This is a genomic window from Dysgonomonas sp. PF1-14 (genome assembly GCF_029892965.1).
Taxonomy (GTDB): domain Bacteria; phylum Bacteroidota; class Bacteroidia; order Bacteroidales; family Dysgonomonadaceae; genus Dysgonomonas.
Map to the genome: position 1 here is coordinate 401393 of NZ_JARXWN010000003.1, position 25597 is coordinate 426989.

A 25597-nucleotide genomic window follows, 5' to 3' on the forward strand; every position below is an offset into this window, starting at 1 on the left:
AGCTTCTTAGTTATAAGTTATAAGATCAGGAGGTTATCTGTGTGTGTCTCCTTGCAGATAAACAGGTCTGCTAGCTTAATGCCTTTGTATATGTTATATTATCGTTCTCGTCTATTATAAAGCCTTCTATATTATAGTGTTCTGATAACAGCTTGGTCTTTTCCGAAAAAACCTGAGCCGTTTCATTGAACAATCCTGTAGAAACGATGTCACCAAGCATGCAACTGTCGCTAATGATACCGATCTGTTTGTTCTCCGAAGGAAAGCCTGTCTTAGCATTCAATATATGTCCGTATCGTTTGCCGTCTATCTCTACAAAAGAGGTCGACTGCGAAGAGGTTGAATAACATTGATCCGCTATATTCAATTTAAACAAGAGTGCTTCGCTTTCGGGATTCCTGACCATTACCTGCCAAGATGGATGTGCCTCATTATTAATGGCGGCAATTGTACTTCCTCCGGCATTGACTATGGCATCATTGATTCCTTTCTCTTTCATTCGTCCGATCAGTTTGTCCACAGCATAGGCTTTAATAAACGAGCCTGTAATGATTTCCTGTTCTTTTCCTATTCTGACACTATTTCCTTCTATCTCTATTCTTTTATAATCTACCGACTGCCTTACTTCTGCTATCTCCTGCGGGGCAGGTATCCGTCGTTGCTCATTTTTGTAAAATCCCCATAGCCGTATAAGTGGCATAATGGTGATATCGTATGCACCACCAAAAAAATCGGACAGATGGATAACTTTTTTCAAAATGCTTATTGTTTCGTCATCCACTTCTACAAACTCTCCGGCATGCTTATTTATCAGGTCTATGTACGAACCGGGCTGATATGAATTATACTTTTTGTCTGTCTCTTCCAGTACTGCAAACAACTCATCGAAGATAGAATCGTCATAAAACGCCGATATCTTGATCTTTATATGAGCGTGAAACAAGAATCTGGTCTGAGCCTTATAGAATAAGTTCATAGATCATTGAGTACCCGAAGACTCTTCCGGGGTAGCTGTTTCTATCTTTGTCTCAGCAGGTTCTGTCACCTTCTTTTCTTCCGTTGCCTTTTTTACAGGTTGTTCCTTTGCAGCAGTAGTGACAGGTGCTTTCTTTTGGTTCTGGGTAGACACCTCTTGTCGTTTTTTCTCTACCGGTTTCGGGGCTACAGTTTCCTGTACCGGTTCAGCCTCTTTTACCTCTGTTTCAATTTCCTCTTTGGGAACGATAACAGGCTGTTTTTCTAATTCTTTTGCCGCTTTGTCCTTTTCTTCCTGCGCTTTGGCTTCATTGTTTGCCGCGTTCACTTTATACCCCCATATAATGAGGACAACGCCGAAGAGAAACAATACGGTTTTCTTTATGATTTGTATTATATTAGACATATTATTAATGAATTATAATGCTTAGTGTGTTCTTTAACGCAAATGTAAAATATAAGTTTGAACCGATAAAAAAGATTAACTATTTTATACTATTTTCTGCAAAAAAACGAGACATCGTTACAGTTAGCAATCAACAGCCATCGGAGCGGATATTCTATTTTAACTAAAATGTAACGAATGTAATGAAAAAGTTACAAGTTACTTCGCCCTATCGGGCAGTTACAAGTTACAAATATTTCCCTTTGCGTCTTTGCGCCTTTGCGTGAAAAATATTTTAACTAAAATGTAACGAATGTAATGCTTTTACCTTATTTTACTTTTCATTACTTTTTCTTCCTGCATTCATAATTTATAACTCATAACCTATAATTCCTCCCATCATCCTATAGATAAACTTTCTTATAAAATGTTTCAGGTATTTTGCAATATATGATAAGTCTAAAAAGTTTTATACATTTGCACCCGAAATGTAGACAACTATGACTAAAGTAAGGATATTAACCATTCTGCTTGCATTTGGATTTACCATGCAGGCCTTTTGCTCATCTCCGGTAAAAGATGACAGCAATGCAAATAATAAAATAGTATTATCATATTTAGACCTCACCGATGCGGCGATAGAATTTGCAGCATTCGATATAAACGGGATGATAATGCGTAAGAGTAAAGGATTTATGTGGCCTGCCACGAAAATCACATTCTCGAAAGATGCAGATAAACTGCTTTTTGTCGTTACAGCCATAGATAATTCGTGGTGTAATATGTTTCCTGACGATGAAGTGGCTCATGGATACTTTATTGTTAACGGCAGATTATTCATTGTATCTACCAAAGGAGAAGTTCCTGCCGAGTTTAGTAAATTCTTCACATTGAATACTGACATAAAAGAGAAAACGTTCTTTAAGACTGATGCCGGCCAGAAGCCGATAGCTAAAAATCCGGTATGGACGTATCTGCATCGAGGCGATCAGATGATGGCTACAGTTCTCGATTCGGTGTATACCGAGAATCTCGGACGATAAATAAAGTTCAATATCAAAATACGATGGCCGGAAATATTTTCCGGTCATTTTTTTATTTTGGAAGAGCCTGTTTAAATTTTATTCGTTTAGGTTTTCAGAACTATTTTTGGAATGATTTTTTTGAAGCGCGAATAGCGGGCTATTCAAGCTGAAGAAAGGGGGGAATCGGACAAAAAGAGACTGAAAATGAACGAAAAAAGAACGATAACAAAATGTTTTGGTAAAATTTAAACAGGCTCTAAATTGTTAGTTAATAATATTGTACCGAAATTTGTATAAACATAGGCAAAAAGAATGTCAAAAGAATAGACTAATGATTATATATGCAGCAGTTTAGTAAAGTGAATAAACGATACAATGTCATACTGATGATTTTATGCATTATCATCAACTTGATTGTCGGTAATTTGATATTGTATATAATGTGGAAAAATTCTTTTGCTGCAACAAGTGGTGAGAGTTGGTTCGACACACTGAATATCACAATGTCATTATCCGGAATATTATGTTATTGCATACTATTCCTGAAAGTTCCATTTAGGGAATGGACATCTTTTAGGCTATGCCTCATATCCATTGCTACATGGTTAGCTATTCTGTTTATCGGAATCTTTGCTGTTTCTGCAACTCTTTGGAATCAGCCGGAGGATAACAAGATAGTCGTTGGTATTCTGTCAAATATATTCATGTCGTTTGTTTTCGCAATATGCGGAACAGTAATGTTTTCTTTTATAGCAATACCAATGGGGCTTATTAATGTGTTTTGGCTGATCCGGCTTAAAAAACATAGTTGAGTAGTATTCCGGTTACTTACTCTTCATCATCTTTTTTGTCTTTATCTATCATGCTTGGAGCCACTCCATATTGTTTAGTAAAACATCGGGTAAAATATTTCGGGTCGTTAAATCCTACCTCGTAAGCTATTTCCGATATATTCATATTACCCTTGCTATTCATAATCAGTTCGTGTGCAATACCCAAACGGTAGTTGCGGATGAAGTTTCCGGCAGATTGTCCTGTAAGCATATTCATTTTGTTGTTCAACAGGCTTTTGCTGACACCCATTGCCACTATAAAATCGCTCACTTCATAATCGGTATTTTTATAGTTCTCTTTTATGATTTTCATCGCTTTTTTCAGGAACTTTTCGTCATTTGATTCTTCTGCAATATGCAGATTCTCAATATCCATATTTAAAGTAAATTTTCGGTGGTAATTTTTTCGTGCTTCCAGAATATTATTGATGCGTGCCAATAGCAGTTCTTCATCGAATGGTTTCGCCAGAAATTCGTCCACACCTATCTTATAACTGCTTATCTGAGTTTCGAGAGAAGTCTTAGCTGTCAGCATCAGGAATGGAATGTGCGAGATTGCAAAATTAGCTTTTACTTTCTGCGATAGTTCCAGTCCATCCATAACAGGCATCATCAGGTCGCTGATAATAAAGTCAATATTCTTAGAAAGCAATATATCAAGAGCTTCCACTCCGTTTTTCGCCTCTTCCAGTTTATAATAATCGGACAGGATAGAGCAAATATATTGGCGCATATCGCTATTGTCCTCCACTACCAATATAGTCAATTCCGGATTGCCTTTCACCGGCAGATTGTCGTTATCCGGTATTTCAGTAATATCGGTTTTTTGTTCCAAATCATAGCTTATCTGTGTTGGTGGCAGCATCTCTTCCCGTTTGGCAGGCAAGATCACTCTGAATGAAGCACCGCCCGACTTATTGTTTTTAGCGTATATTTGTCCGCCCAGCAGGTTTGCTATATTCTTACACAGGTATAGCCCGATTCCGGTTCCGCTTTGCCCATAGACAGGATATTTGTCATGGTCTTTCGATTGATAGAAACGGTTGAATATATGGTCGATATCCTCTGCTTTGATACCGATACCGGAATCTTTTACACAGATATACAGTTTCTCTTCGTTCACTCTCGGGCTGGGTGTTGTTCCTACATACAGCGAAACAATACCATTGTCGGGTGTAAACTTGATCGCATTTGATAGTAGATTTGTGATGAGCTTGCGTATAGCCTCTTCGTCGAACATAATATATGGCGAACTGAGCCTGTACAGCCTCTTTATTTCTATATTACGTTCCTGCGCAAAAGACTCGAATGGAATCAGCAACTCGTCCAGATATTGAACCAGATTGCCCATTACAGGGTTTATGGTCATTTTATCCGATTCCACTTTTCGGAAATCCATCAACTGGTTTACAAGCGACAGCAGGTGTTTGGAGTTGCGGGCTACATATTGCAATTGCTCTATAACTTTAGGATTCGTACTTAGCTTCAGTGCGCGTTCTATAGGTCCTATAATCAGTGTGATAGGGGTTCGAAACTCGTGTGTTATGTTGGTAAAGAACGAAATCCTATCAGTCATTGCCTCCTGTACCTTCTGCGACATGTCGAGCAACTGTTTGCGCTGCGATGATATTTTTTCATTCTGTGTAAACAGGATATTATTCTGCAATTTCAATTCTATTGCCTGTTCTTCGAGCAGTTTCTTTTGGTTTTCGAGTTCCTGAGTGCGCTCCTCTACTTTCCGGTGCAGTATTTCACGTTGTTTTTTCAGGCTTCTGATACGCCATTGATAAAACTGCACAGCTGCAATAAGCAGGAGAGCTATACAGATACAGATAAACCATGTTGTCCTGTAAAAGAAAGGACGTATTTCTATTTCCAGTTCCGATATATCATCAGACCAGTCGTATGCTTTCGACATACATCTTACCTGAAGTTTATATGTTCCGGGTTGCAGATTTGTATAACTTACAAATCTACGATTGGCATCCACATCTATCCATTTGTCATCGAAGCCCAGCAGGCGGTAGGAATAGACAACAGTAGACGGATTGTCATAGTCCAATGCAGAGAACTCGATAGAAAACGATTTGTCTTTCTCATGCAGTTCGACCCGGTCGGTATATGTTATATCTTTATTCTGCGCATTCACTTCATTATACCATATAGTCTCATTCAGTATTTGCAGCTTGGTAAATGTAACCTTCTTCTGCCCCGATGTTGCATACTGGTGACTGCCTTTCAGTTCAGTGAGCCCGCCCATACTGCCGAAATACATGTGCTTTGTGGTCGGAGACTTATAGCAGGCATTCCAATAGAACTGGTCGTTTGCCAGTCCGTCGTCTTTCGTATAGTTGGCAAAGCGCCCTGTAGTGGGGTTGTAGCTCGATAGACCGCGCCCTGTACCTACCCATATCATATGCTGTTCATCCTCGAGAATACTGAAAACAGTATTGTTTGCCAGCCCTTGCGCTGCTGTGTAAAGCTCCGATGTATAATTATTACCATCAAATGAAAGTTTACAAAGACCATATCCGTTACTTCCGATCCATATCGATTTATCTTTAGCCTGATATATACTGGTTACATTTCTTAAAAACAGTTGGTTTATGCTTTGGTCACTAACTTTGAGAAAATCAGCTTTACAGGTGTAATTACTATGGTCGAAAGTGTTCAGGTCTGCAACGATCAGCCCTCCCGAAGTACCCATCCACAGATTGTTATTTTCATCAATGAAGCAGCCCAGCGTTCCCATTATATTTCGGGTAATACCCTTGTCTAAGGGTTCTTTTATGCTGTTAGTCTTTATATCGTAGTAAAAGATATTCCTGTTCGATCCTATCCACATTCCGTTATTCACCGGATCATATTTTAATAATCCGATATACGCCATGCCTGTTGTTATTATATTCCGGAAAGAAGGATGAGACAGGCTGTTCAGATTCAGAATATTCACTCCGCCTCCCCATGTACCTATCCACAGGTTACCATCTTTATCTTCTTCCAGTGCACTTGCTGAGTTGTGGTTCAGCGAGCTGTTGCCACTGTTATAACGCGTAAAGCCATTTTCGTTATAACGCTTTAAGTTCAGCCCCCCTTCGACAGTGCCTATCCACAGATTGCCCTTATGGTCTTCAAATATGGAATTCACAAGATTAGACGAGAGGCTGCTCCTGTTATTTACCTCATGGCTGTAGTTCTTTATGCCTAACTTTTGCAGAGTCATTTTATTGATGCCTCCGGCTTCTGTACCTATCCACAGGTTGTTTTCGTCAGGCAGGATACAGTTTACAAAATCGCTGTTGAGGGTAGAACCACCTTCTACATGCGTTACCCTCTCGAATGTATCGTTTTCCGGATTATAAAAATTCAGACCTTTGAGTGTTCCTATTACCAGAATGCTGTCAGCCGTAAAGTTTATATCGGTAACCATATTCTGTGATAGGGACGTATTGTCTTTCGGGTCGTATGTGTATGTTTTGAGTGTTTTGGTCGTCTGGTTGTATCTGCACAGCCCGTTTTCAGTTCCTATCCAGATGGTATTGTCCCTTTTCAATATTGCTGACAGAAATACATTTGCCCCCAGACTCGGGATTCCCGATACCGGTTGTAGTTCAAGCTCTCCTTCCGGCTTTGATATTATTCGATAGACGGAACCATTCTCGCCCACCCATATTTCATTGTCTATTTTATTTATGGTTGAAAAAGATAAAGCAGTTCCTGCCTTATTACTATATATCTGCTGTATATTTCCTTTCTCGTCAAAGTCTATCTTAAACAATCTGTTAGATGTTATGAACCATAAAGAGCCCTCATTATCATTGATGATCATAGAGGTCGAAACATTCAGCAGTTCGTAAAATAGCTTGTCTTCATATTGGAGATTACTTTTCGACATCGTGCGCAGATCCAGTATATCTATACCGTTGTTGGATGCGATCCATAGCCTGTTGAAGTTATCCTCACAGGTTTTTCTTATAAAGTTACTTTTCAGTGAGATTGGCGTACTGTTTACATTAAATGATATGAATTCATATCCGTCATACCTGCTCAGTCCTCCTCCTTGTGTCGATACCCATATAAATCCATGACTATCTTTATAAATATCGTCTACAAAATTAAGAGGTAAACCTTCATTTATAGAGATAGCATTGAAAATATATTTAGACGCAATATTCTGTCCGAGTGTAGTTTGTATGCAACAGAATATATTTATAAATATACCTATGACAATAGTGTTTCTCATTCTCTCAGATTTTAATACGGTAAAGTTACAAATAATGTCGAAAAAATGTATTTTTTACACTTAAAATACTTTTGTCCACCATAAATGTCCGATTGTCCACCCTTATATCGCTTATACGCACGTATATTTGTATGCAATGAGACTTACGTAGTCTGCGCTTTTCAAACCTATTGAAAAATCTAATATAAAAATACATAAATCTACCAATTATGAAAATACTAAAATCACTTTTATTACTGACATTATTTATACCTAATATATATGGAGCCGTAAAAGATACTACTTTTGTTGCCGACAGTAATCCTATTATTAAATACAAATATACTGCCGACCCTGCGGCTATGGTACACAATAATAAAGTATATCTTTATGCCGGACATGATGAGTGTCCTCCGCCTCACAATCACTATCAGATAGACGAATGGCTTGTGTTCTCGTCTCCCGACATGGTCAACTGGACAGAACACGCAGTTCCGTTACGAGCCAAAGACTTTGCATGGGCAAAAGGTGAAGCATGGGCGTCACAGGTTATCGAACGGAATGGAAAATTCTATTGGTATGTAACTGTCGAGCATGCTACTATCAAAGGTAAATCGATAGGTGTAGCCGTTGCCGACAATCCACTGGGGCCATTCAAAGACGCCAGAGGATCTGCACTGATCACAAATGATATGACTACCGAATATACCCCGATATCGTGGGAAGATATAGACCCTACCGTTTGGATCGACGATGACGGACAGGCTTATCTGTTCTGGGGAAATACTCAGTGTTATTATGTTAAACTCAAAGATAATATGACAGAACTGGATGGGCCTATCATGCCGATTCACCTACCGAACTTTACCGAAGCGCCTTGGGTGCATAAACACAATGGCTGGTACTATCTGTCGTATGCACAATTTTTCCCCGAAAAAATAGGTTATTCGATGAGCCGTAGCATTCATGGGCCATGGGAATACAAAGGTATATTGAATGAGATTGCCGGAAATTCCAATACCAACCATCAGGCTATTATAGAATTTAAAGGACAATGGTACTTTATATATCACAATGGAGCTATACCAACACAGGGAGGCAGTTTCCGTCGTTCGGTCTGCATAGACAGGCTATATTATAATGAAGACGGAACTATGAAAAGAATCCGGATGACATCGGAAGGTGTCTATCCACAACAAAAAACTAACTAATAAAATATATTTAACGACAAAACCATGAAAAAGAGCTTCTTAATTTTATCGCTATTTGCTTCTATAACAGCCTTCTCTCAGCAGAAAGCGCAGGTTGTAGTGAATGCAGATCAGGGAAAATACGTGATTGATAAACACATTTACGGACATTTCTCGGAACATCTGGGCCGTTGTATCTACGATGGGCTTTGGGTAGGAGAAAAATCTCATATACCGAATGTTAACGGAGTGCGAAAAGATATTATCGATGCGTTAAAGTACATCAAAATACCGAATCTGCGTTGGCCGGGAGGCTGTTTTGCCGATGAATATCATTGGCAGGATGGCATTGGTCCTAGAGGCGAACGTCCTAAAATGGTAAACACGCACTGGGGTGGCGTGGTAGAAGATAATAGTTTCGGTACACACGAATTTCTTAATCTTTGCGAAGCATTGGAGACAGAACCGTATATCTGTGGAAATATGGGAAGCGGTACGGTAGAAGAAATGTCGAAATGGGTGGAATACATCACAATGGATGGTGAAAGCCCTATGGCGAATCTGCGTAAGAAAAACGGTCGCGAAAAACCTTGGAAAGTAACCCTATGGGGTGTAGGTAACGAAAACTGGGGATGCGGAGGTAATATGACTGCTGAAGGATATGCCGAAAACTATCGCCGTTATGCGACTTATTGCCGCAACTACGGCGAAAACCAACTTTATAAAGTAGCCGGAGGACCTAATGTAGATGATTACCACTGGATGGAAGTGATGATGAAAAACATACCGCATCACATGATGAAAGGTGTGTCTGTTCACAACTATTCATTTACATATAGCTGGGAGAATAAAGGCAATGCGTTGAATTTCAATGAAGACGAATATTTCTCTTTGCTCGAGCACGGTATGCGCATGGACGAGATTGTAACAAAGCATGGTGCAATTATGGATAAATACGATCCGGAAAAGAAAATAGCGATGATCGTAGACGAATGGGGTTCATGGTACAATGTAGAGCCGGGAACTAATCCGGGATTCCTGTTCCAGCAAAATACACTGAGAGATGCATTGCTGGCTGGCACTATCCTGAATATCTTCCACAAACATTGCGACAGGGTACGTGTTGCAAATATTGCTCAGTTGGTGAATGTATTACAGGCTTTGTTCCTCACCGAAGGAGATAAAATGCTGTTGACACCTACATACCATGTATTCGATATGTATAAAGTGCATCAGGATGCAACCATGTTGCCTGTAGATGTTACAAGCCCTTCTTACAGCCGTCTGGGTAAAGAAATCAAATCTGTGTCAGCGTCGGCATCTAAAGATAAAAACGGCAAAGTGCACGTTTCATTTGTAAACGTCGATCCTAACCAATCGGTAGAAATAACTTGTAACCTGAAAGATATGGCTAACAGCCGTTTCGTATCGGGAAATATTATTACTGCACCTAAAACGGATTCACATAATACATTTGAGAATCCTAATCAGGTAGTATTGAAAGATTTTAAAGATGTTAACTTAAAAAATGGACTAGTAACTGTGAAAATTCCTGCTAAATCGTTAGTCACTATTGAATTGAACTAAATAATATACAGGAACACAATAACTTGCGGTATTATGAAAACTATTTTCCACACCCTTCTTACGGGGTGTATTGCTACTCTTATTTCTTGTTCTCAGAAACCTTTTGAGCCTGTTCAGAGCGAAAATGCTTGGGCAGACGACTATAGAGCTGTGTCTGAAATGAAAGACTATCAGCAATGGGGCACATACAATGTACACGATCCTTCGTGCCTGCTTGTCGGGGATACATATTATATGTATTCTACAGACGCTATATACAAAGAAGACAGCACAGCTATAAAGAACGACAGTTTGCCTTTCGGTTATATACAGATGCGCAAATCTAAAGACCTTGTCAACTGGGAATTTGCAGGATGGGTGTTCTCCGAAATACCGAAAGAAGCAAAAGACTGGGTACTGGAACAAAGCGGCGGGGTAGGAGCTACCAATATGTGGGCGCCATACATACAGGCATATAAAGGTAAATACCGCCTGTACTATAGCGTATCGGCTTTTGCTAAGCAAACATCATACATCGGTATGGCAGAATCAGACTCACCCGAAGGTCCTTGGGTACTAAAAGGCTGTGTCGTAAAAACTAAGACAGGCGATGTAATGAATGCTATAGATCCTAGCATTGTAACCAATCCTGAAAATGGAGAACAATGGATGCACTACGGTTCTTACTTTGGTGGATTGCATTGTGTACAGCTTAATCCCGAAACCGGACTGGCATTGAAAGACGGAGATCAGGGACACCTGACCGCACGCCGTTTCGATGGAAGGAAGAACAATATTGAAGCACCGGAGATTATTTATAATCCCGATCTGAAGCAATATTTCCTTTTCGTATCATACGATCCGTTGATGACAACCTACAATGTGCGTGTAGGGCGCTCCGATAAACCGGAAGGGCCTTTTGTCGATTTCTTCGGAAAAGACCTGCGCGAAGAAGAAGATAACTACCCCATACTTACATATCCTTACCGCTTCAACAATCATATCGGATGGGCAGGAACAGCACATTGCTGTGTGTTTACCGATAAGAACGGACAGTTCTTTATGGCACATCAGGCGCGTTTGCGTCCCGAAAATCACATGATGGTGCTTCATGTGCGCGATATGTACTGGACAGCAGATGGATGGCCGGTAGTATCGCCCGAGCGATTTGCAGCTGTTAGCCAAAGATCAATTTCCGAAAGCGATCTGATCGGCGATTGGGAAATAATCGAGATCAAAGGGAATGTTCCTTCCAGAGACCTGGAGGCAGGGCAGATCTTGTGGGGAGAAAACAAACTGAGAGATGACGAAGAAGACGATTCTGTAGTTTTTACAATAAATAAAGATTTGTCTTTATCTGGTAATTTGAGTGGAATGTGTAAATTTGACGTTAATAATACTATGGAAATAAACACTTCCGGCTCTACTTATAATGTGCATTTGTTCATGGGACAAGACTGGGAAAATCAATCACAAACTATACTTTTCACAGGACTCAATTCCAAAGGACATTCTATCTGGGGTAAGAAAATTAAATAAGAAGTTAACCAATATTATAACTCTTTATCCAAATAAACTATGAATAAATCTATAACTAAGAGATTATTATCTCGTTGTTGTGCTATTGTAATAATAGCATCGACACTCATTTCTTGTCAGGACTGGGGTGAAGCTGATCCTCCTGCAGGAAATCAGACCTTTCCGAAACTGGAAAAAATAGCTACTTATGCTTTCGATGAGGAGATCGATCCTGCCGAGATTCAGCTTTACGCATACAGTGATGGCAGCAGACCTGCACTGGCAGACGATAGCGAACGTGGAAGCGTACTTCATCTGAACGGAGGCTATGCCCTTATTGCTAATCCACTGATTGGCGTAGATGTGCAAAATGCGGTTTCACTTACTTTCTGGGCAAAACGAACAGCCCGGATAGATGAAACAACCGGAGAAGATTTAGGGCTGAGCAGCGCTCTTTTCTCTTTCCAAAACGAAAATGGCTCGCAACGAATGTTCTTTACACCTAACGGATGGCTTAGCTACGAAGGTGTAGAAGGAAAATATGAATACAACAATCCGGAGACTGTTAAGACAGGAATGATGTCAGCCGATGAGTGGCACTATATAGCACTATCGGTGACCAATACAGGCTATTTTGTCTATGTGGATGGAATGAAGAAAATAGACAAGACTGTTCTGGTTTCAGAATTCGACTGTTCCAAGATCGTTCAGTTCATGGCATCTGTACCTTATCTGTATCTGGGATACGGATCAGATACTGAAACACCTGAATGGATGATAGACGACCTTACTATCTATCGCAATACAATAACCGATAGCCAGATTAAGGTACCGGGAACAGGGGAAGAGGAAGAAAACAAAAACATTATTATAGGTAACGAAGATATGTCTACCGCTTGGTGGTCGGCCTTCTCCGATCTTATAACAATGACGGATAATCAAACTATACACTACGGTTTCTATAATCATACCGGAGGTAATGAAAACTGGCACAACTGGGCACTGGCTCTTAGTAATGGAAAAGCTGTTGGTGAAACAGGTTATGCAGAATATTTCGTATTGCGTGCCGATGCTTGGGAAAATGTTAGTTTCTCAGGAACCAATATAACGTCCAATTACAACTGGGATACCTTTAAGAATGATATGAAAGGTGCATATGTAGACTTAACTATCGAACGGACTGGTAACCGGGTAGATGTAACTGCAATAACAACCACTACCGGAGGCACTGTATATACAATGACTTACTTCTATGAAGGAGATCTGACAAGTAGTGTAGGAGCATTCCTTACCTGTGAAGGAGCATATCTTGAAATAGAACCGGAAGCTGTATTTGTAGGACAAACATATACTGCCGATTCTTACCGCGTAGGTCCGTCAGATAATACAGCAGGTTGGTGGTCATTCTTCTCCGACTTTACGAAGATATCAGGTAATACGACTGCTCCGTTTGGATATGGATTCTATAACTACACCAACGGTGGTGCCAACTGGAACAACTGGCTGATTGTGGTAACCAACGGTAAAGACAGAGGTGAGGAAGGTTATGCCGAATACTTCGTCTTGCGTGCCGATGCTTACGGATGGGGAGACAGTAACTATACAGGAGATAATATATCTGCGAGCTACAACTTCGACACTTTCATATCTCAGATGAGAGGTGCATATTGTACAATATTCCTGACACGCAGCGGCAACCGTATCGACCTGACAACTAAAGTGACAGCATCGGATGGAACACAACTGGACGACTATACATTTTTCTACGAAGGAGTATCGACAACAGATATAGGAGTATTCCTTACAGTAGACGGTTCCAGTTTGGATATACGTTCGGTAGCTAACTATCCGTACATGAATGCTGATAAATAATAACCTAAAAATACTATTATATGAAAAATAATAAGACAAATGAAAAAGCATCGTGGAGCAATTTGCTCCTACGATTGCTTCCGCTAGCCATCTTGTTGCTGGTTGGGCAATGTGCATGGGCACAGTCCAAGCAAGTGACGGGTGTCGTGAAAGATGCTACCGGAGAAACCATTATCGGAGCCAGCATATTCGAGAAGGGTACTTCCAATGGTACTATTACCGACTATGACGGTAGCTTTAAGTTGAATGTCAGTAGCGATAATGCTGTATTACTGATTACATACGTAGGTTTTCGCGCTCAGGAGATTAGCCTGAAAGGTAAAACTTACCTTAATATAACAATGGAAGAAGATGCCGAGCTGCTGGGCGAAGTAGTAGTAGTAGGTTATGGTGCACAGAAGAAAGAAAGCGTTATCGGTGCTATCTCGCAGGTAACATCCAAAGACCTGTTGCAGTCGCCTTCGGGTAACGTGTCGCAAGCCATTGCCGGAAAGATCAGTGGCGTTATTACTTCACAGACTTCCGGTGCACCCGGTGCCGACGATACACAGATATTCATTCGTGGACGTGCTACCTTTGCCGGCGATGCACAGCCGCTAATCTTGGTCGATGGTATCGAACGCCCGTTTTCGCAGATTGCACCTGACGATATCGAGACTATCTCGGTATTGAAAGATGCTTCGGCTACAGCCGTATATGGTGTGCGTGGTGCCAATGGGGTGATGCTGATCACTACCAAACGTGGTAAAGAACAAAAACCGGAAGTGAGCCTGACTGCCAACTGGCAGATACAAAGCCCTACCCGTAAAGATACTTATCTGAATTCTTATCAGTCTGTAACACTACTCGAAGAAGCACTGGCAAACGACGGACTGCGTTCGCAGTTCTCGGCCGGTGATATCGAAATGTATCGTAAATCGAGTGCAGGCGAATTGAGCGGACTCGATGCAATGCTTTACCCGAATGTGAACTGGTATGATGAAGTGTTGAAAAGCACAGCTCCGGCTCAACGCTACAATGTGAGTGTACGTGGTGGAACAAAACGTATGCGCTATTATGCGTCCGGTGAATTCTACGACCAGTCTTCTATGGTAAGAAACCTTAGCAACGATAAATATAATAACAGTTCGAGTCCGCACTATCGCCGTTATTCATTCCGTGCCAATACCGATTTCTTCCTGACTAAAGATCTGACTTTCTCGGTAAACTTCGGTACACGTTTCGAAGAACGAAAAGGCTCTAATACCGAGGAGAAAATAGATTATAGCCAGACTTTCTACGAACTGAACCATACTCCGGGTTGGCTTTTCCCTGTGTCGTACACAGTACAGAATGGAGAAAGTACCAAAACCCTTTATGGAGGTAGTTCACAATACCAGAATAATATTGTCGCAGCACTGGCCGAAGGAGGTTATTACCGTGCGGTAAATACCATCAATGAGACCAACTTCATAGTAGACTACAAAATGGGTTGGCTGACAGAAGGATTAAGTGCTAAAGGTATGCTTTCGTTCGACTACGAGAATTATCACACCAATCTTTATTCGGCAGGATTTGCTACTTATGAATTGAATGACCGCAACAACTATACATCTATTGATGCTTACAACCAGTTTAATAAAGATACCGAACTGGCAGTCGTAAGTAATGACGCTCTGGCTGATTCACGCAAGTTTGAGTCTGTTTACAAACTTTATATGGAGGCTCAGTTGAACTATGCACGTAAATTCGGCAAACACGATGTAACGGCTATGATGCTGTATATGCAGAACGACTACCGTTACAAGTCCGATCTGGCTCAGCGCTATCAGGGATTGGTAGGTCGTGTTACCTATGGTTACGACGACCGCTACCTAGCCGAGTTCAACGCCGGATACAATGGCTCTGAAAACTTTGTCAAAGGCAAACGCTTCGGTTTCTTTCCTTCCTTCTCTCTGGGCTGGCGTATCGCTAACGAAGAATTTATGAAAGGTACACAAGACTGGCTGGATAATTTGAAAATTCGGGCATCATACGGACAAGTAGGTAACGATATATACAATGTAAATAATGTAAAACAACGTTTCTTGTATCAGGAAAAATGGTTGCAAATATCAAATGATTATTATTTCGGAACAACAGGAGCTACAGGTATCTACGAATCTCAATATCCTAACTACGGCGTTACATGGGAGCGTGCACACAAATACAACCTCGGAGTAGAGTTTGGTTTGTGGCAGGGTAAACTGAATGGTACTATCGATTTATTCTACGAAAAACGTAACGATATCCTGACTGAATACCAAACCCGTCCGCAATGGGTAGGGGTAGTAATGGCTGCCGGAAATCTGGGTAAGACCAAAAACAGTGGTTACGAATTGGAACTGAAGCACCTTAATACTATTGGTAAAGATTTCAGCTACTCGGTAGGACTGACCTATTCTCATGCCCGGAACGAAATTCTGGAAATGGACGAGCCTACTCTGAAAACTGACTATCGTAAGAAAGAAGGGCATCCTATCAATCAGTATTTCGGATTGGTGTGCGACGGGTTTGTTACACAGGCAGATATAGATGGAGGCAATCTCCCTACTTCCAGTTTTGGTACTGTACAGGCCGGAGATTTGAAATACCGCGATATGAACAAAGACGGTATTATTGATGAAAGAGACGAAACCTTTATGGGTTACAGTGATGTTCCCGAAAATATGTATGCACTGACACTCGGTTGCAATTACAAAAACTGGGGATTCAGCATTATGTTTCAGGGAGTAGATCATGTAAGCCGCTACTACGATGCAGAGGCTATGTATGCCTTTGTTAACGGAGGTAAAGTAAAAGAGCACCATTTGCAACGTTGGGATCCTTCACAAAGCGAATCGCACAACCTGGCAAATGCTAAATATCCGTTGCTGCACTACGATAGCTATGGAGATCACAATCAGCGACCGAACTCATTCTTCCTGAAGAACGGAGCATTCCTTCGTCTGAAGAACATTGAGTTGAGTTACACACTACCTGTTAATTGGGCATCAAAAGTAGGTATGAGCGATTGCCGCCTGTTCTTCAATGCTAATAATTTGGTTACTTGGGATAAACTGGATGGCCTGACCGACCCTGAAAGCAATGGCTCTAACAGGTATCCGATAATGAAGACTATGAACTTTGGTGTAAACGTTAAATTCTGATAGAACATGAAAAAGATATTTTTATATAGCCTGTTTGCTTTAGGCGTTGCTTCTACCACATTATTGACTTCATGCGAGGATGCTTTCGGGGGATTTCTTGACAAGCAGCCAAGTAATGAGTTGACAGAAGAAGAAGTATTCAGCGATTGGAACATGATGGTAAGATTCCATTACGATACATATAATTTTTTGCGTCATGGAGCTTACCGAGTTAAGGATTCGTGGCTCGATACTGCTACCGATCTGGGCGAGACCAGTTACTCTTCCGGTGGTGTAAGAAAATCCTTCAATCTGGGAAACTATTACAATGAAGCCGGAGCAGCAGAACTTACCGAGACATGGGAGCACTACTACCGTGCCATCCGCAAATGTAACCTGATCATTACCCGTATAGGGAATGTACCCAAAGAACCGTCTTTGAGTCAGGAAAAATACGAACAAGATAAATTGTATTACACCTCAGAAGCCCGTTTCCTACGTGCCTTCTTCTATTGGGAAATGTTCCTGCGTTATGGGCCTATCCCTGTAGTAACAGAGGTGCTCGATCCGGATGGTGACCTGTTGAGTGGTTATACTACCCGTCCGACGTTGAAAGAATATGTAGTAGACTTCATACTGAAAGAGCTGGAAGAATGCGAATCGGGGCTTATGACTTACGAAGATGCATGGAAATCGGCACAAGCCGGACGTATCGGTCAACCTATGGCAAGAGCGCTTTATTCACGCATTATGCTTTATATGGCCAGCCCGCGTTATAGTGCTCAGTCGGGTGTTACATGGCAGCAGGCAGCTGATGCCGCTAAGAGTTTTATCGACGATTACGGAGCTAACTTCCAGTTGTTCACAGTAGTTGATTCAGATGGAAACACAAAAGGTGTGGAGGCTTATACAAACGCACTGCTGAGAAATGCTTATTCGGGAAATAACAAAGAGGTTATTTTCTACCGTAACGATGTAGTTATTGGTTGGGACAGAATACAGAACGACACACCGGTGGGTGAAGGAGGAAAAGGAGGGCTTTGCCCGTCTCAGAATCTGGTAGATATGTACGATATGGCAGACGGTTCTTCGCCTTTTGCACAGTATGATGCAACCGGTGCTCCGGTTTATACCGGCGGGGCATCTGCTCCGACAATTAATGCTGCCAGTGGCTACAACGATGCCAATATGTGGGCAAACCGCGACCCGCGTCTGGCTGCAAGCGTTCTTTACAACGGTGTGGCTTGGGGCAATGGTGTGATCAATGTGGTACTCGGACAGCGCGACAATCCTGTCGGTAATACTAATGCTACGCCTACAGGTTACTATGTGCGCAAATATATCCCTGAAACTATTCTGAGTGCTGAGCATTCACAAACAGCTTATCGCCTGTGGACTATTATCCGTTATGCGGAAATACTGCTCAACTATGCCGAAGCGCTGAATGAAGTGCAAGGACCAAGTACAGAAGTATATAATCTGCTCGATCAGGTTCGTCACCGTTCAGGTATTACCGGTAATGTGGCAGATCGTAGCGATCTGACTTCTTCCAAAGACAACATGCGTAACTTTATTCATAAAGAACGGACAGTAGAATTTGCTTTCGAGGAACATCGTCCTTGGGATGTGCGCCGCTGGAATGTAGCAGTAGAAGCATTGGCACGCCCTATATACGGGGTAGACGTAGCTGCCGACGGAACCATTACACGCAAAGTAGCCCAGAACCGGGTGTTCGAAGAGAAAATGTATCTCTATCCGATACCTGAAGGGGAAGTTTGGAAAACAGATATAGAAAATAATCCGGGTTGGTAATACTTAAATTGAATACACTATGTATATAAACATAAATAATATAATAAGCAAATTGACAGGAATGGTTAAATACCTGTTAATGGGTGCCCTGCTGCTGATTGCCTGCAATACGTGGGCGCAGGACGAGCGGGTATTGGAAGGCCGTATTGTGGACTCACTGGGCAATCCTATTGCCGGTGCTGTGGTGAATGTAGCCGAGCAGAGCCGTATTACGCTGTCTGATGAGAACGGATATTTCAGCCTGAAAAGCGTAAAAGCTGCAGATGAAGTATGTGTCAGCAGTGTAGGCTACAAGAATGTTATCGTAGAAGCCGAATTTGGTGGTGGTTTCGAGATCATGATGGAAGCCGATCTGGATGAATACAAGCATCTGATGCCGCTGCCATTCGGAAACAAACTGAAGAAATATATAACAGAATCTACCTCAGTGGTATCCGGTACCGAGCTGCAAAAGCATCCGGTTACTGTGCTTCAGAATGCTTTTAACTCTACTCTGAGCGGAGTACAGACTTACGAGTGGTCGAGTGAGCCGGGATGGACAGAAACAGCTATGTATATTCGTGGATTGCGTACAATGAACAAGAATGCACGTAGTCCGCTGATCATTGTAGACAATGTAGAACGTGACCTGTCATTCCTAGATGCTTTCCCTATCGAAAACATCACAGTACTGAAAGATGCTGCATCGACAGCTATCTATGGTATGCGCGGAGCTAATGGTGCTATTATGGTAACTACCAAGCGCGGAGCAGCAGGAAAAACCAAGATTGATTTTACGCAGGAGATAGGTTTTCAGATGTTGAGCAACAAATTTGAGAATCAGAACTCTTATAATATGGCACTGACACGTAATCAGGTAAAATATCTGGATGGTGCCGATCCTCTTTATACAGCCGAGCAAATCGAGATGTATCGTCGTGTGTCTTCAGGAGAGAAGCTGACAGGTATCGACCAGTACAAATATTTCAATACAAACTGGTTTGATGAACTATATCGCGAAACAGCCCCAATGTATAAGACCAATCTGCAAATCAGCGGAGGAAATGCAAGAGCGCGTTACTATGTATCATTCTCTTATCTTCGTCAGGAAGGTATGTGGAATGACGAGTGGACAAGCTATAATGAAGGTTATAACACTTCGCATACATTGAACCGTTATAATCTGCGCTCGAATCTGGATATCGATGTGAATAAATATCTGAACGTATCGTTAGATCTGGGCGGACGTATCGACAATATTACACAACCTACTTCAGCAGTATTCAATCTGGTGACTTTCGGTGCGGTAGAGGCCAATCCGATGGAGCCTGTTTATACACCGGGCGGACAGATCTATTCATCGAGTACGGCAAACAATCCGGCTCGTTTGCTGGCTGCATCCGGTCAGGAAAAGAACCGTCGTCGTAACCTGTATTCGACTGTAAATATAACAGGAGATTTGGGCGCAATTGTTCCGGGCTTGAAAGCAAATGCAATGGTTAGCTTCGACTCTTACGACGTGTTCGAATCTACTCAGCGAAATGAGATTAACTCATACTCTTACGATTATTCCAATCCGGCTGTAACCGATGTTTCAGAATTTAAACTGACACAGACATCTCTTTATTCGGCATTATCCGATCCTACGGCTGTTGAACGTAGCAACTACTACAATGTCAACTTCAATGCAGGACTTATGTACAACAAGACTTTCGGTAAGCACGATGTTAGTGCGCGCGCATTCTTCCGTACCTATCAGAACGCATTGAATATTGTAGAATTTACAGACTACAGAGGTCAGTCTTCTAACCGCTACATGTCATACAACGGGCAGGCCACTTATGTGTACGACGGGAAGTACATCTTTTCAGGTAATCTTTCCCGTATGGGTAATGACAATTATGCAGAAGATGATCGTTGGGGAACTTTCTGGGGAACATCACTCGGTTGGGTAGCTTCCGAAGAATCATGGCTGAAGAACAAGAATCTCAATTTATTGAAACTACGTGCTTCATTCGGTCGTACCGGACAATCCAGTACAGGAGCCGGACGCTATCCTTATCAGAGCACTTATGGTGCAGGTACAGGCTATGGTTTCGGTACTTCCAATTCTACTATCAACGGTATTTATGAAAGTCTGGCAGGTAGCCTTAACAATAAATGGGAAATTTCTGACATGTTGAATGTCGGTGCAGACTTCGACATTTGGAACAAAAAACTTTACGGTTCGTTTGACGCATTTAAAGAATGGCGTTCAAATATTTTGGTTAGCCGTTCTACTATTCCTGATATATTGGGTGTAACTGTAGCTCAGGATTCGTATGGAAAGGTCGAATCTAAAGGTTTTGAACTGAGCTTAGGGCACCATAACAAAATTGGTAAAGTAAATTATTTCATAGAAGGTATGTTGAGCTGGAATACCAATAAGATTACCGAAATGGACGAAACCGAGCCCGATGTGGCATGGCAACGTAAGACCGGAGACCGTATTCGCGATTATACCTCAGTTGCTGAGTTATATGAAGGACCTTTTACCAATAGTGTAGGAGGATGGAATATGTATAAATTCGTAAAATGGGCATCCGATCCTAATCTGATTGCTACCAGTCAGCAGGATGCTATCGACAATCCGGAAAAGTATCCGTACAATACGGCTTCCAATGGTGCGCAGAAACTGGGTACAGCTGTATTCAGAGACCTGAACGGAGACCGCCAGATTGATGCCAACGATATGATACCTGATGGTTATACCATTATTCCGGAATTGACACCGTCTGTTACTCTCGGATTTGAATACGCAGGTTTCGATGCCCGCGCTATACTGACTGCTTACCTCAATCGTTCGGTATTCCTGTCTCCGGCAGTCGGTTTCTCGGGCTGGGGTAACATGGGTACGCACGAGGTAACTAATGTTTGGGGATATTACACAGACGATCCTAACGATTCGCGTAATATCAATGCAAAATATCCTCGCCCTACTTACGGAGGTTATAGTGCTATAGATAGCGATCGTAGTACAGGTACTTACCAGAACGACATATGGATCACAAACGGCGATTACCTGTCGTTGCGTAATATTGAGATTGGCTATTCATTACCAAAGAAACTTATAGCAAAGGCTAACCTCACCAAGTGCCGTATCTATTTCAGTGGTTATAATTTGTATAACTGGAGCCATTTGCCAAAAGGCTTAGACCCTGAAAAACCGATGAGTTATGTATGGTGGTATCCTAAGACACGTTCGTTCTCTTTTGGTATAAACGTTAGTTTCTAATTCAAGAACAAATAAGAAATATAAAATGAAAAAGATTGCAATATATATAGCTACAGCGTTGTTGACATTAGGTACTCCCGCATGTAGTGACTTTCTCGGCAAAGAGGTAGATTTATCTCTTTCGGATGAGCAGGTGTTCAGTAGCTTTGAGAATACACGCGGCTTTCTGGCTAACATCTACACTTATCTGCCCGATGCTTTTGCCGGATATACCAACGGGCAGTTTCTGGCAGCATCGCGCGATTGTATGACCGACAATTCCGTATCATTCTGGGATGTACACTATTACAATAGTGTCCTTACCGATGGCTATTCGTCAAAAGATCATCCGTTTGCCAAAGATTTCTGGCCGAAAAACTTTAAGGGTATAAGGGCTACAAATCAGTTTATGAAAAATGCGCGCGAATCGGTAATTGGTAATTCTGACAAGACCGGTGACGAGAATCGTCTGTATGACCGTTATATGGCTGAGGCACGCTTGCTTCGCGCTATCTTCCATTTCGACGTTGCCTGTTGGTTTGGTGATGTGCCTATCATTGGTGACGATGAGAATGGCGATCCCATCATCTTCGATCCGGCAGATACCGAAGCTATGAATATGGCTCGTACCAACAGTGCTGATGCCCTTAAATGGATTGCCGATGAATGTGATGCCATAAAGGATAAATTGCCATTCCGTTACAGCAACGAAGACGAGAACTGGGGGCGTGTAAACGGTGCGGCGGCTTATGCTTTGAAGTCGAGAGCTTTACTATACAGGGCTTCTGCTCTTAACAATCCGACTAAGATTGCTTCTTACTGGCAGGAAGCCGCTGCGGCAGCGCAGGAGTTTATTACAAAGAATAATAGCCAGAGCAACCGTTATAAACTGTACACTACAAGTAATAACGATACAAAAAAGAATTATTACGAGTGTTTTGTAACTACGCCGTACTATAATGACGAATATATACTGACACGTTCGGTATGGAATACCTATGAAATAGAGTTGTTCTTAGCGCCTTGCGGATTCAGTGGGACAGCTACAGCAGTAGGTCGTACCAACCCGACTCAGAACTTTGTAGACAGCTACGAAACTATAAATGGCCTGCCTATCGATCAGGATCCGACTTACGATGACCAGAATCCGTATGCAAATCGTGACCCGCGTCTCGAGCAGACTATCCTGCATCATGGATCTGTTTGGGGTGACGCATTACAGGAAGAACAGCGCGAAATAGATGTTTCTACAGGAGGAAAAGACAAGAGAGCAACACATGGTGGTACACTGACCGGATATTATACCAAAAAGTTCCTGAACAATATGTCGTTCAAGAGCCCGTCTACTTACAACCACGTTTGTCCTATTTTCCGTTATGGGGAGATACTGTTGAATGCAGCCGAAGCTATCAACGAAGCTTCTGGTCCCGATCAGGCTTACCAGTATGTAAATCAGGTACGAGCCCGCGTTGGTATGCCGGCTTACAGAGGTATGACACAAGACCAGTTGCGCGAACGTATACGCAACGAACGCCGCATAGAACTGAGCTTTGAAGACCATCGTTTCTTTGACGAACGTCGCTGGAAATTGTTTGAAGGGCAGAGTATGAGCAGCGAGAGAAATTTGCCTCGCTACAAGCAGTTGTACAATCTTTACGGTGTAGTTGTTACTCCGGATGCTTCTACTGTCTATACGTACGGTTCGGCAGAAGCGCGTACTTCACGTGCTTTCAACAGTCCGAAGAATTACTACCTCCCGATACCGGATAGCGATGTGAAAAAAGCTCCGAATCTGAAACAAAATCCGGGTTGGGAACTTTCGGCAACAGAATAAGCCAATGTCAAGGTTAAAAACTTAAAAACTTAAAAAAGTATGAAACAACACTATAAATGGTTTAGCTTACTTGTCATCTGTGCGCTCCTGTTCGGAGCGTGCAGCGACGACGACAAAGATTTTGGCGAGCAGGGTGTAATTATAGAAACACCCGTAGTTTCCGAAATAACTTCTTACTCGGTGCAGTTGCAGGCGACATTAGCTGCGGCAAGCGACATAACATTGGGAAAGAGAGGTTTCTGTTACAGTACCCAAGCCAATCCCGATATATACAGTTCTACAGTAGTAGCCACAGGAAATGAAGACTTTAGTGCTACTATAAGCGGATTGACTATAAATACAACATATTATATTCGTGCTTTTGTGAGTATCTATAACGGAGGGGTAGCCTATTCTCCTCAGATAGAAGTACTCACAGGTGAAGGTTCGCTCGATGAACAGCTGGCACAATACAAAGCTCCTGCCTATGCCGATAACTACGCAAGTATTGCTGCCTGGGACAAGCGCGATCAATGGAATCTGGCTAATGTGCACGACCCTTCGGTAGTATTGGCCGAAGATGGTTATTACTATATGTATCAGACAGATGCTTCGTATGGTAATGTGCATGTCGGACACGGACATTTCCATGCACGCCGTTCCAAAGATCTTGTAAACTGGGAATATCTGGGTGGAACAATGCAAGACCTGCCCGCATGGGTAGTTCCTAAACTGAACGAAATACGTGCCGAAATGGGTTTACCTGCAAGTACGGGCGAAGGCGAATTCGGTTATTGGGCACCATGTGTGCGTAAGGTGCAGAATGGACTGTACCGTATGTATTATTCTATTGTTTGTCCCGGATTGCTCAATGGAGACGGCTCTTGGGGCGAACGGGCATTCATCGGCATGATGGAGAATACCGACCCTGCTAATAATGATGGTTGGGTAGACAAAGGATATGTAGTAACCAATGCTTCGGACAAAGGACTTAACTTTTACGTACAGGCGGATGACTGGGCAAACTGTTACTATAAATGGAATGCTATCGACCCTTCATATATCATTACAGCAGAAGGTGCGCACTGGCTTATCTATGGCTCATGGCATAGCGGACTTGTAGCTATGGAACTGAATAGTACTACAGGCATGCCTAAACAGGATCTGGGTATTCCTTGGGCTGATGGCAATGCTCCTGCCGAATACGGACAAATCATCCACACACGTCAGGCAGGTAATCGCTGGCAGGCGAGTGAAGGACCTGAACTGGTTTACAACGCTGCTACAGGTTATTATTACCTGTTCGTAGCTTACGATGCACTGGGAGTTCCTTACAATACGCGTGTAGCTCGCTCGAAGAACATTACAGGCCCTTATCTGGGTATCGACGGAGCCAATGTAACCGAAGGTGCAGAGATGCTTCCTGTGGTCACTCACCCGTACAAATTTGCTAATACTAACGGTTGGGTAGGTTTTGCACACTGTGCCGTATTTGATGACGGCAACGGTAACTGGTATTATTCTTCGCAAGGACGTTTACCTGAAAGTGTTGACAACGCTATCATGATGGGACATGTGCGCAGTATTCGTTGGACAAAAGATGGCTGGCCATTGGTAATGCCTGAGCGTTACGGTGCTGTTCCGAAAGTTGCTATCACAGAAGAAGAACTGATCGGAAACTGGGATCATATAGATATGTCGTATAGCTATGGAAGACAAAAGGAATCGTCTGTAATGACATTGACGGCAGAGCATACCGTATCGGAAGGCACATGGAAAAATGCCTCGTGGAGCTATGATGCAGACAATCAGATACTCACTGTTAACGGAGTAGATCTCTATCTGCAACGCGAAGCAGACTGGGAAGCAAATCCAAGAACACATACGATTGTTTATGCTGCTTATGGTGGCAACAATAAAACATATTGGGGTAAAAAGGCAAAATGATTGGTTATCCCATACCAGAAACTGCTTTGGGGCGTAATCTCCAAAGCAGTTTTGTTTTTTA

At 42.2% G+C, this 25597-nt stretch carries 14 protein-coding genes; 11 read left to right on the forward strand and 3 right to left on the reverse strand.

Annotated elements, in window-relative coordinates; all coding sequences use genetic code 11:
* Positions 1 to 70 precede the first annotated feature (70 nt).
* Positions 71 to 976, reverse strand: a complete 906-nt coding sequence (locus tag M2448_RS06295; RefSeq protein ID WP_280645356.1) for an FAD:protein FMN transferase — start codon at positions 974 to 976, stop codon at positions 71 to 73.
* Between the two features lie 3 nt (positions 977 to 979).
* Positions 980 to 1381, reverse strand: coding sequence for a hypothetical protein (locus tag M2448_RS06300; RefSeq protein WP_280645355.1), 402 nt, complete (start codon positions 1379 to 1381; stop codon positions 980 to 982).
* Positions 1382 to 1860: 479 nt separating this feature from the next.
* Here M2448_RS06300 and M2448_RS06305 point away from each other — a divergent pair, with 479 nt between their 5' ends.
* On the forward strand, positions 1861 to 2403 hold the full coding sequence (locus M2448_RS06305) for a hypothetical protein (protein ID WP_280645354.1): 543 nt from the start codon (positions 1861 to 1863) through the stop codon (positions 2401 to 2403).
* A 323-nt stretch (positions 2404 to 2726) separates the two neighbouring features.
* Entirely contained in the window at positions 2727 to 3197 is a 471-nt protein-coding gene (locus M2448_RS06310) for a hypothetical protein (protein WP_280645353.1), read from the forward strand.
* Positions 3198 to 3213: 16 nt separating this feature from the next.
* Here the strand turns inward: M2448_RS06310 and M2448_RS06315 are convergent, their stop codons facing one another.
* The gene (locus M2448_RS06315; RefSeq protein WP_280645352.1) at positions 3214 to 7461 is read right to left on the reverse strand and encodes a two-component regulator propeller domain-containing protein; all 4248 of its coding nucleotides are present in this window, start codon (positions 7459 to 7461) and stop codon (positions 3214 to 3216) included.
* A 209-nt stretch (positions 7462 to 7670) separates the two neighbouring features.
* Between M2448_RS06315 and M2448_RS06320 the strand changes: the two genes are divergently transcribed.
* Genes M2448_RS06320 through M2448_RS06360 form a run of 9 tightly spaced genes read left to right on the forward strand, consistent with a single transcriptional unit; the run spans position 7671 to position 25536 of the window.
* Positions 7671 to 8651, forward strand: coding sequence for a glycoside hydrolase family 43 protein (locus M2448_RS06320; protein WP_280645351.1), 981 nt, complete (start codon positions 7671 to 7673; stop codon positions 8649 to 8651).
* A 24-nt stretch (positions 8652 to 8675) separates the two neighbouring features.
* On the forward strand, positions 8676 to 10217 hold the full coding sequence (locus M2448_RS06325) for an alpha-N-arabinofuranosidase (RefSeq protein WP_280645350.1): 1542 nt from the start codon (positions 8676 to 8678) through the stop codon (positions 10215 to 10217).
* A gap of 33 nt (positions 10218 to 10250) precedes the next feature.
* Positions 10251 to 11735: an arabinan endo-1,5-alpha-L-arabinosidase gene (locus M2448_RS06330; protein WP_280645349.1), complete on the forward strand. Its 1485-nt coding sequence runs from the start codon at positions 10251 to 10253 to the stop codon at positions 11733 to 11735.
* 39 nt (positions 11736 to 11774) lie between these two features.
* Positions 11775 to 13586: a hypothetical protein gene (locus tag M2448_RS06335; RefSeq protein WP_280645348.1), complete on the forward strand. Its 1812-nt coding sequence runs from the start codon at positions 11775 to 11777 to the stop codon at positions 13584 to 13586.
* A 20-nt stretch (positions 13587 to 13606) separates the two neighbouring features.
* A complete protein-coding gene (locus tag M2448_RS06340; protein WP_280645347.1) occupies positions 13607 to 16753 on the forward strand; it encodes a TonB-dependent receptor in 3147 nt (1048 codons plus the stop codon).
* A gap of 6 nt (positions 16754 to 16759) precedes the next feature.
* The gene (locus M2448_RS06345) at positions 16760 to 18544 is read left to right on the forward strand and encodes a RagB/SusD family nutrient uptake outer membrane protein (RefSeq protein ID WP_280645346.1); all 1785 of its coding nucleotides are present in this window, start codon (positions 16760 to 16762) and stop codon (positions 18542 to 18544) included.
* Positions 18545 to 18563: 19 nt separating this feature from the next.
* Positions 18564 to 21797 (forward strand): SusC/RagA family TonB-linked outer membrane protein, encoded by a 3234-nt coding sequence (locus tag M2448_RS06350; RefSeq protein WP_280645345.1) that lies wholly within the window; start codon positions 18564 to 18566, stop codon positions 21795 to 21797.
* 25 nt (positions 21798 to 21822) lie between these two features.
* Positions 21823 to 23610: a RagB/SusD family nutrient uptake outer membrane protein gene (locus M2448_RS06355; protein WP_280645344.1), complete on the forward strand. Its 1788-nt coding sequence runs from the start codon at positions 21823 to 21825 to the stop codon at positions 23608 to 23610.
* A 39-nt stretch (positions 23611 to 23649) separates the two neighbouring features.
* On the forward strand, positions 23650 to 25536 hold the full coding sequence (locus M2448_RS06360; protein ID WP_280645343.1) for an arabinan endo-1,5-alpha-L-arabinosidase: 1887 nt from the start codon (positions 23650 to 23652) through the stop codon (positions 25534 to 25536).
* The last annotated feature ends 61 nt before the right edge of the window (positions 25537 to 25597 follow it).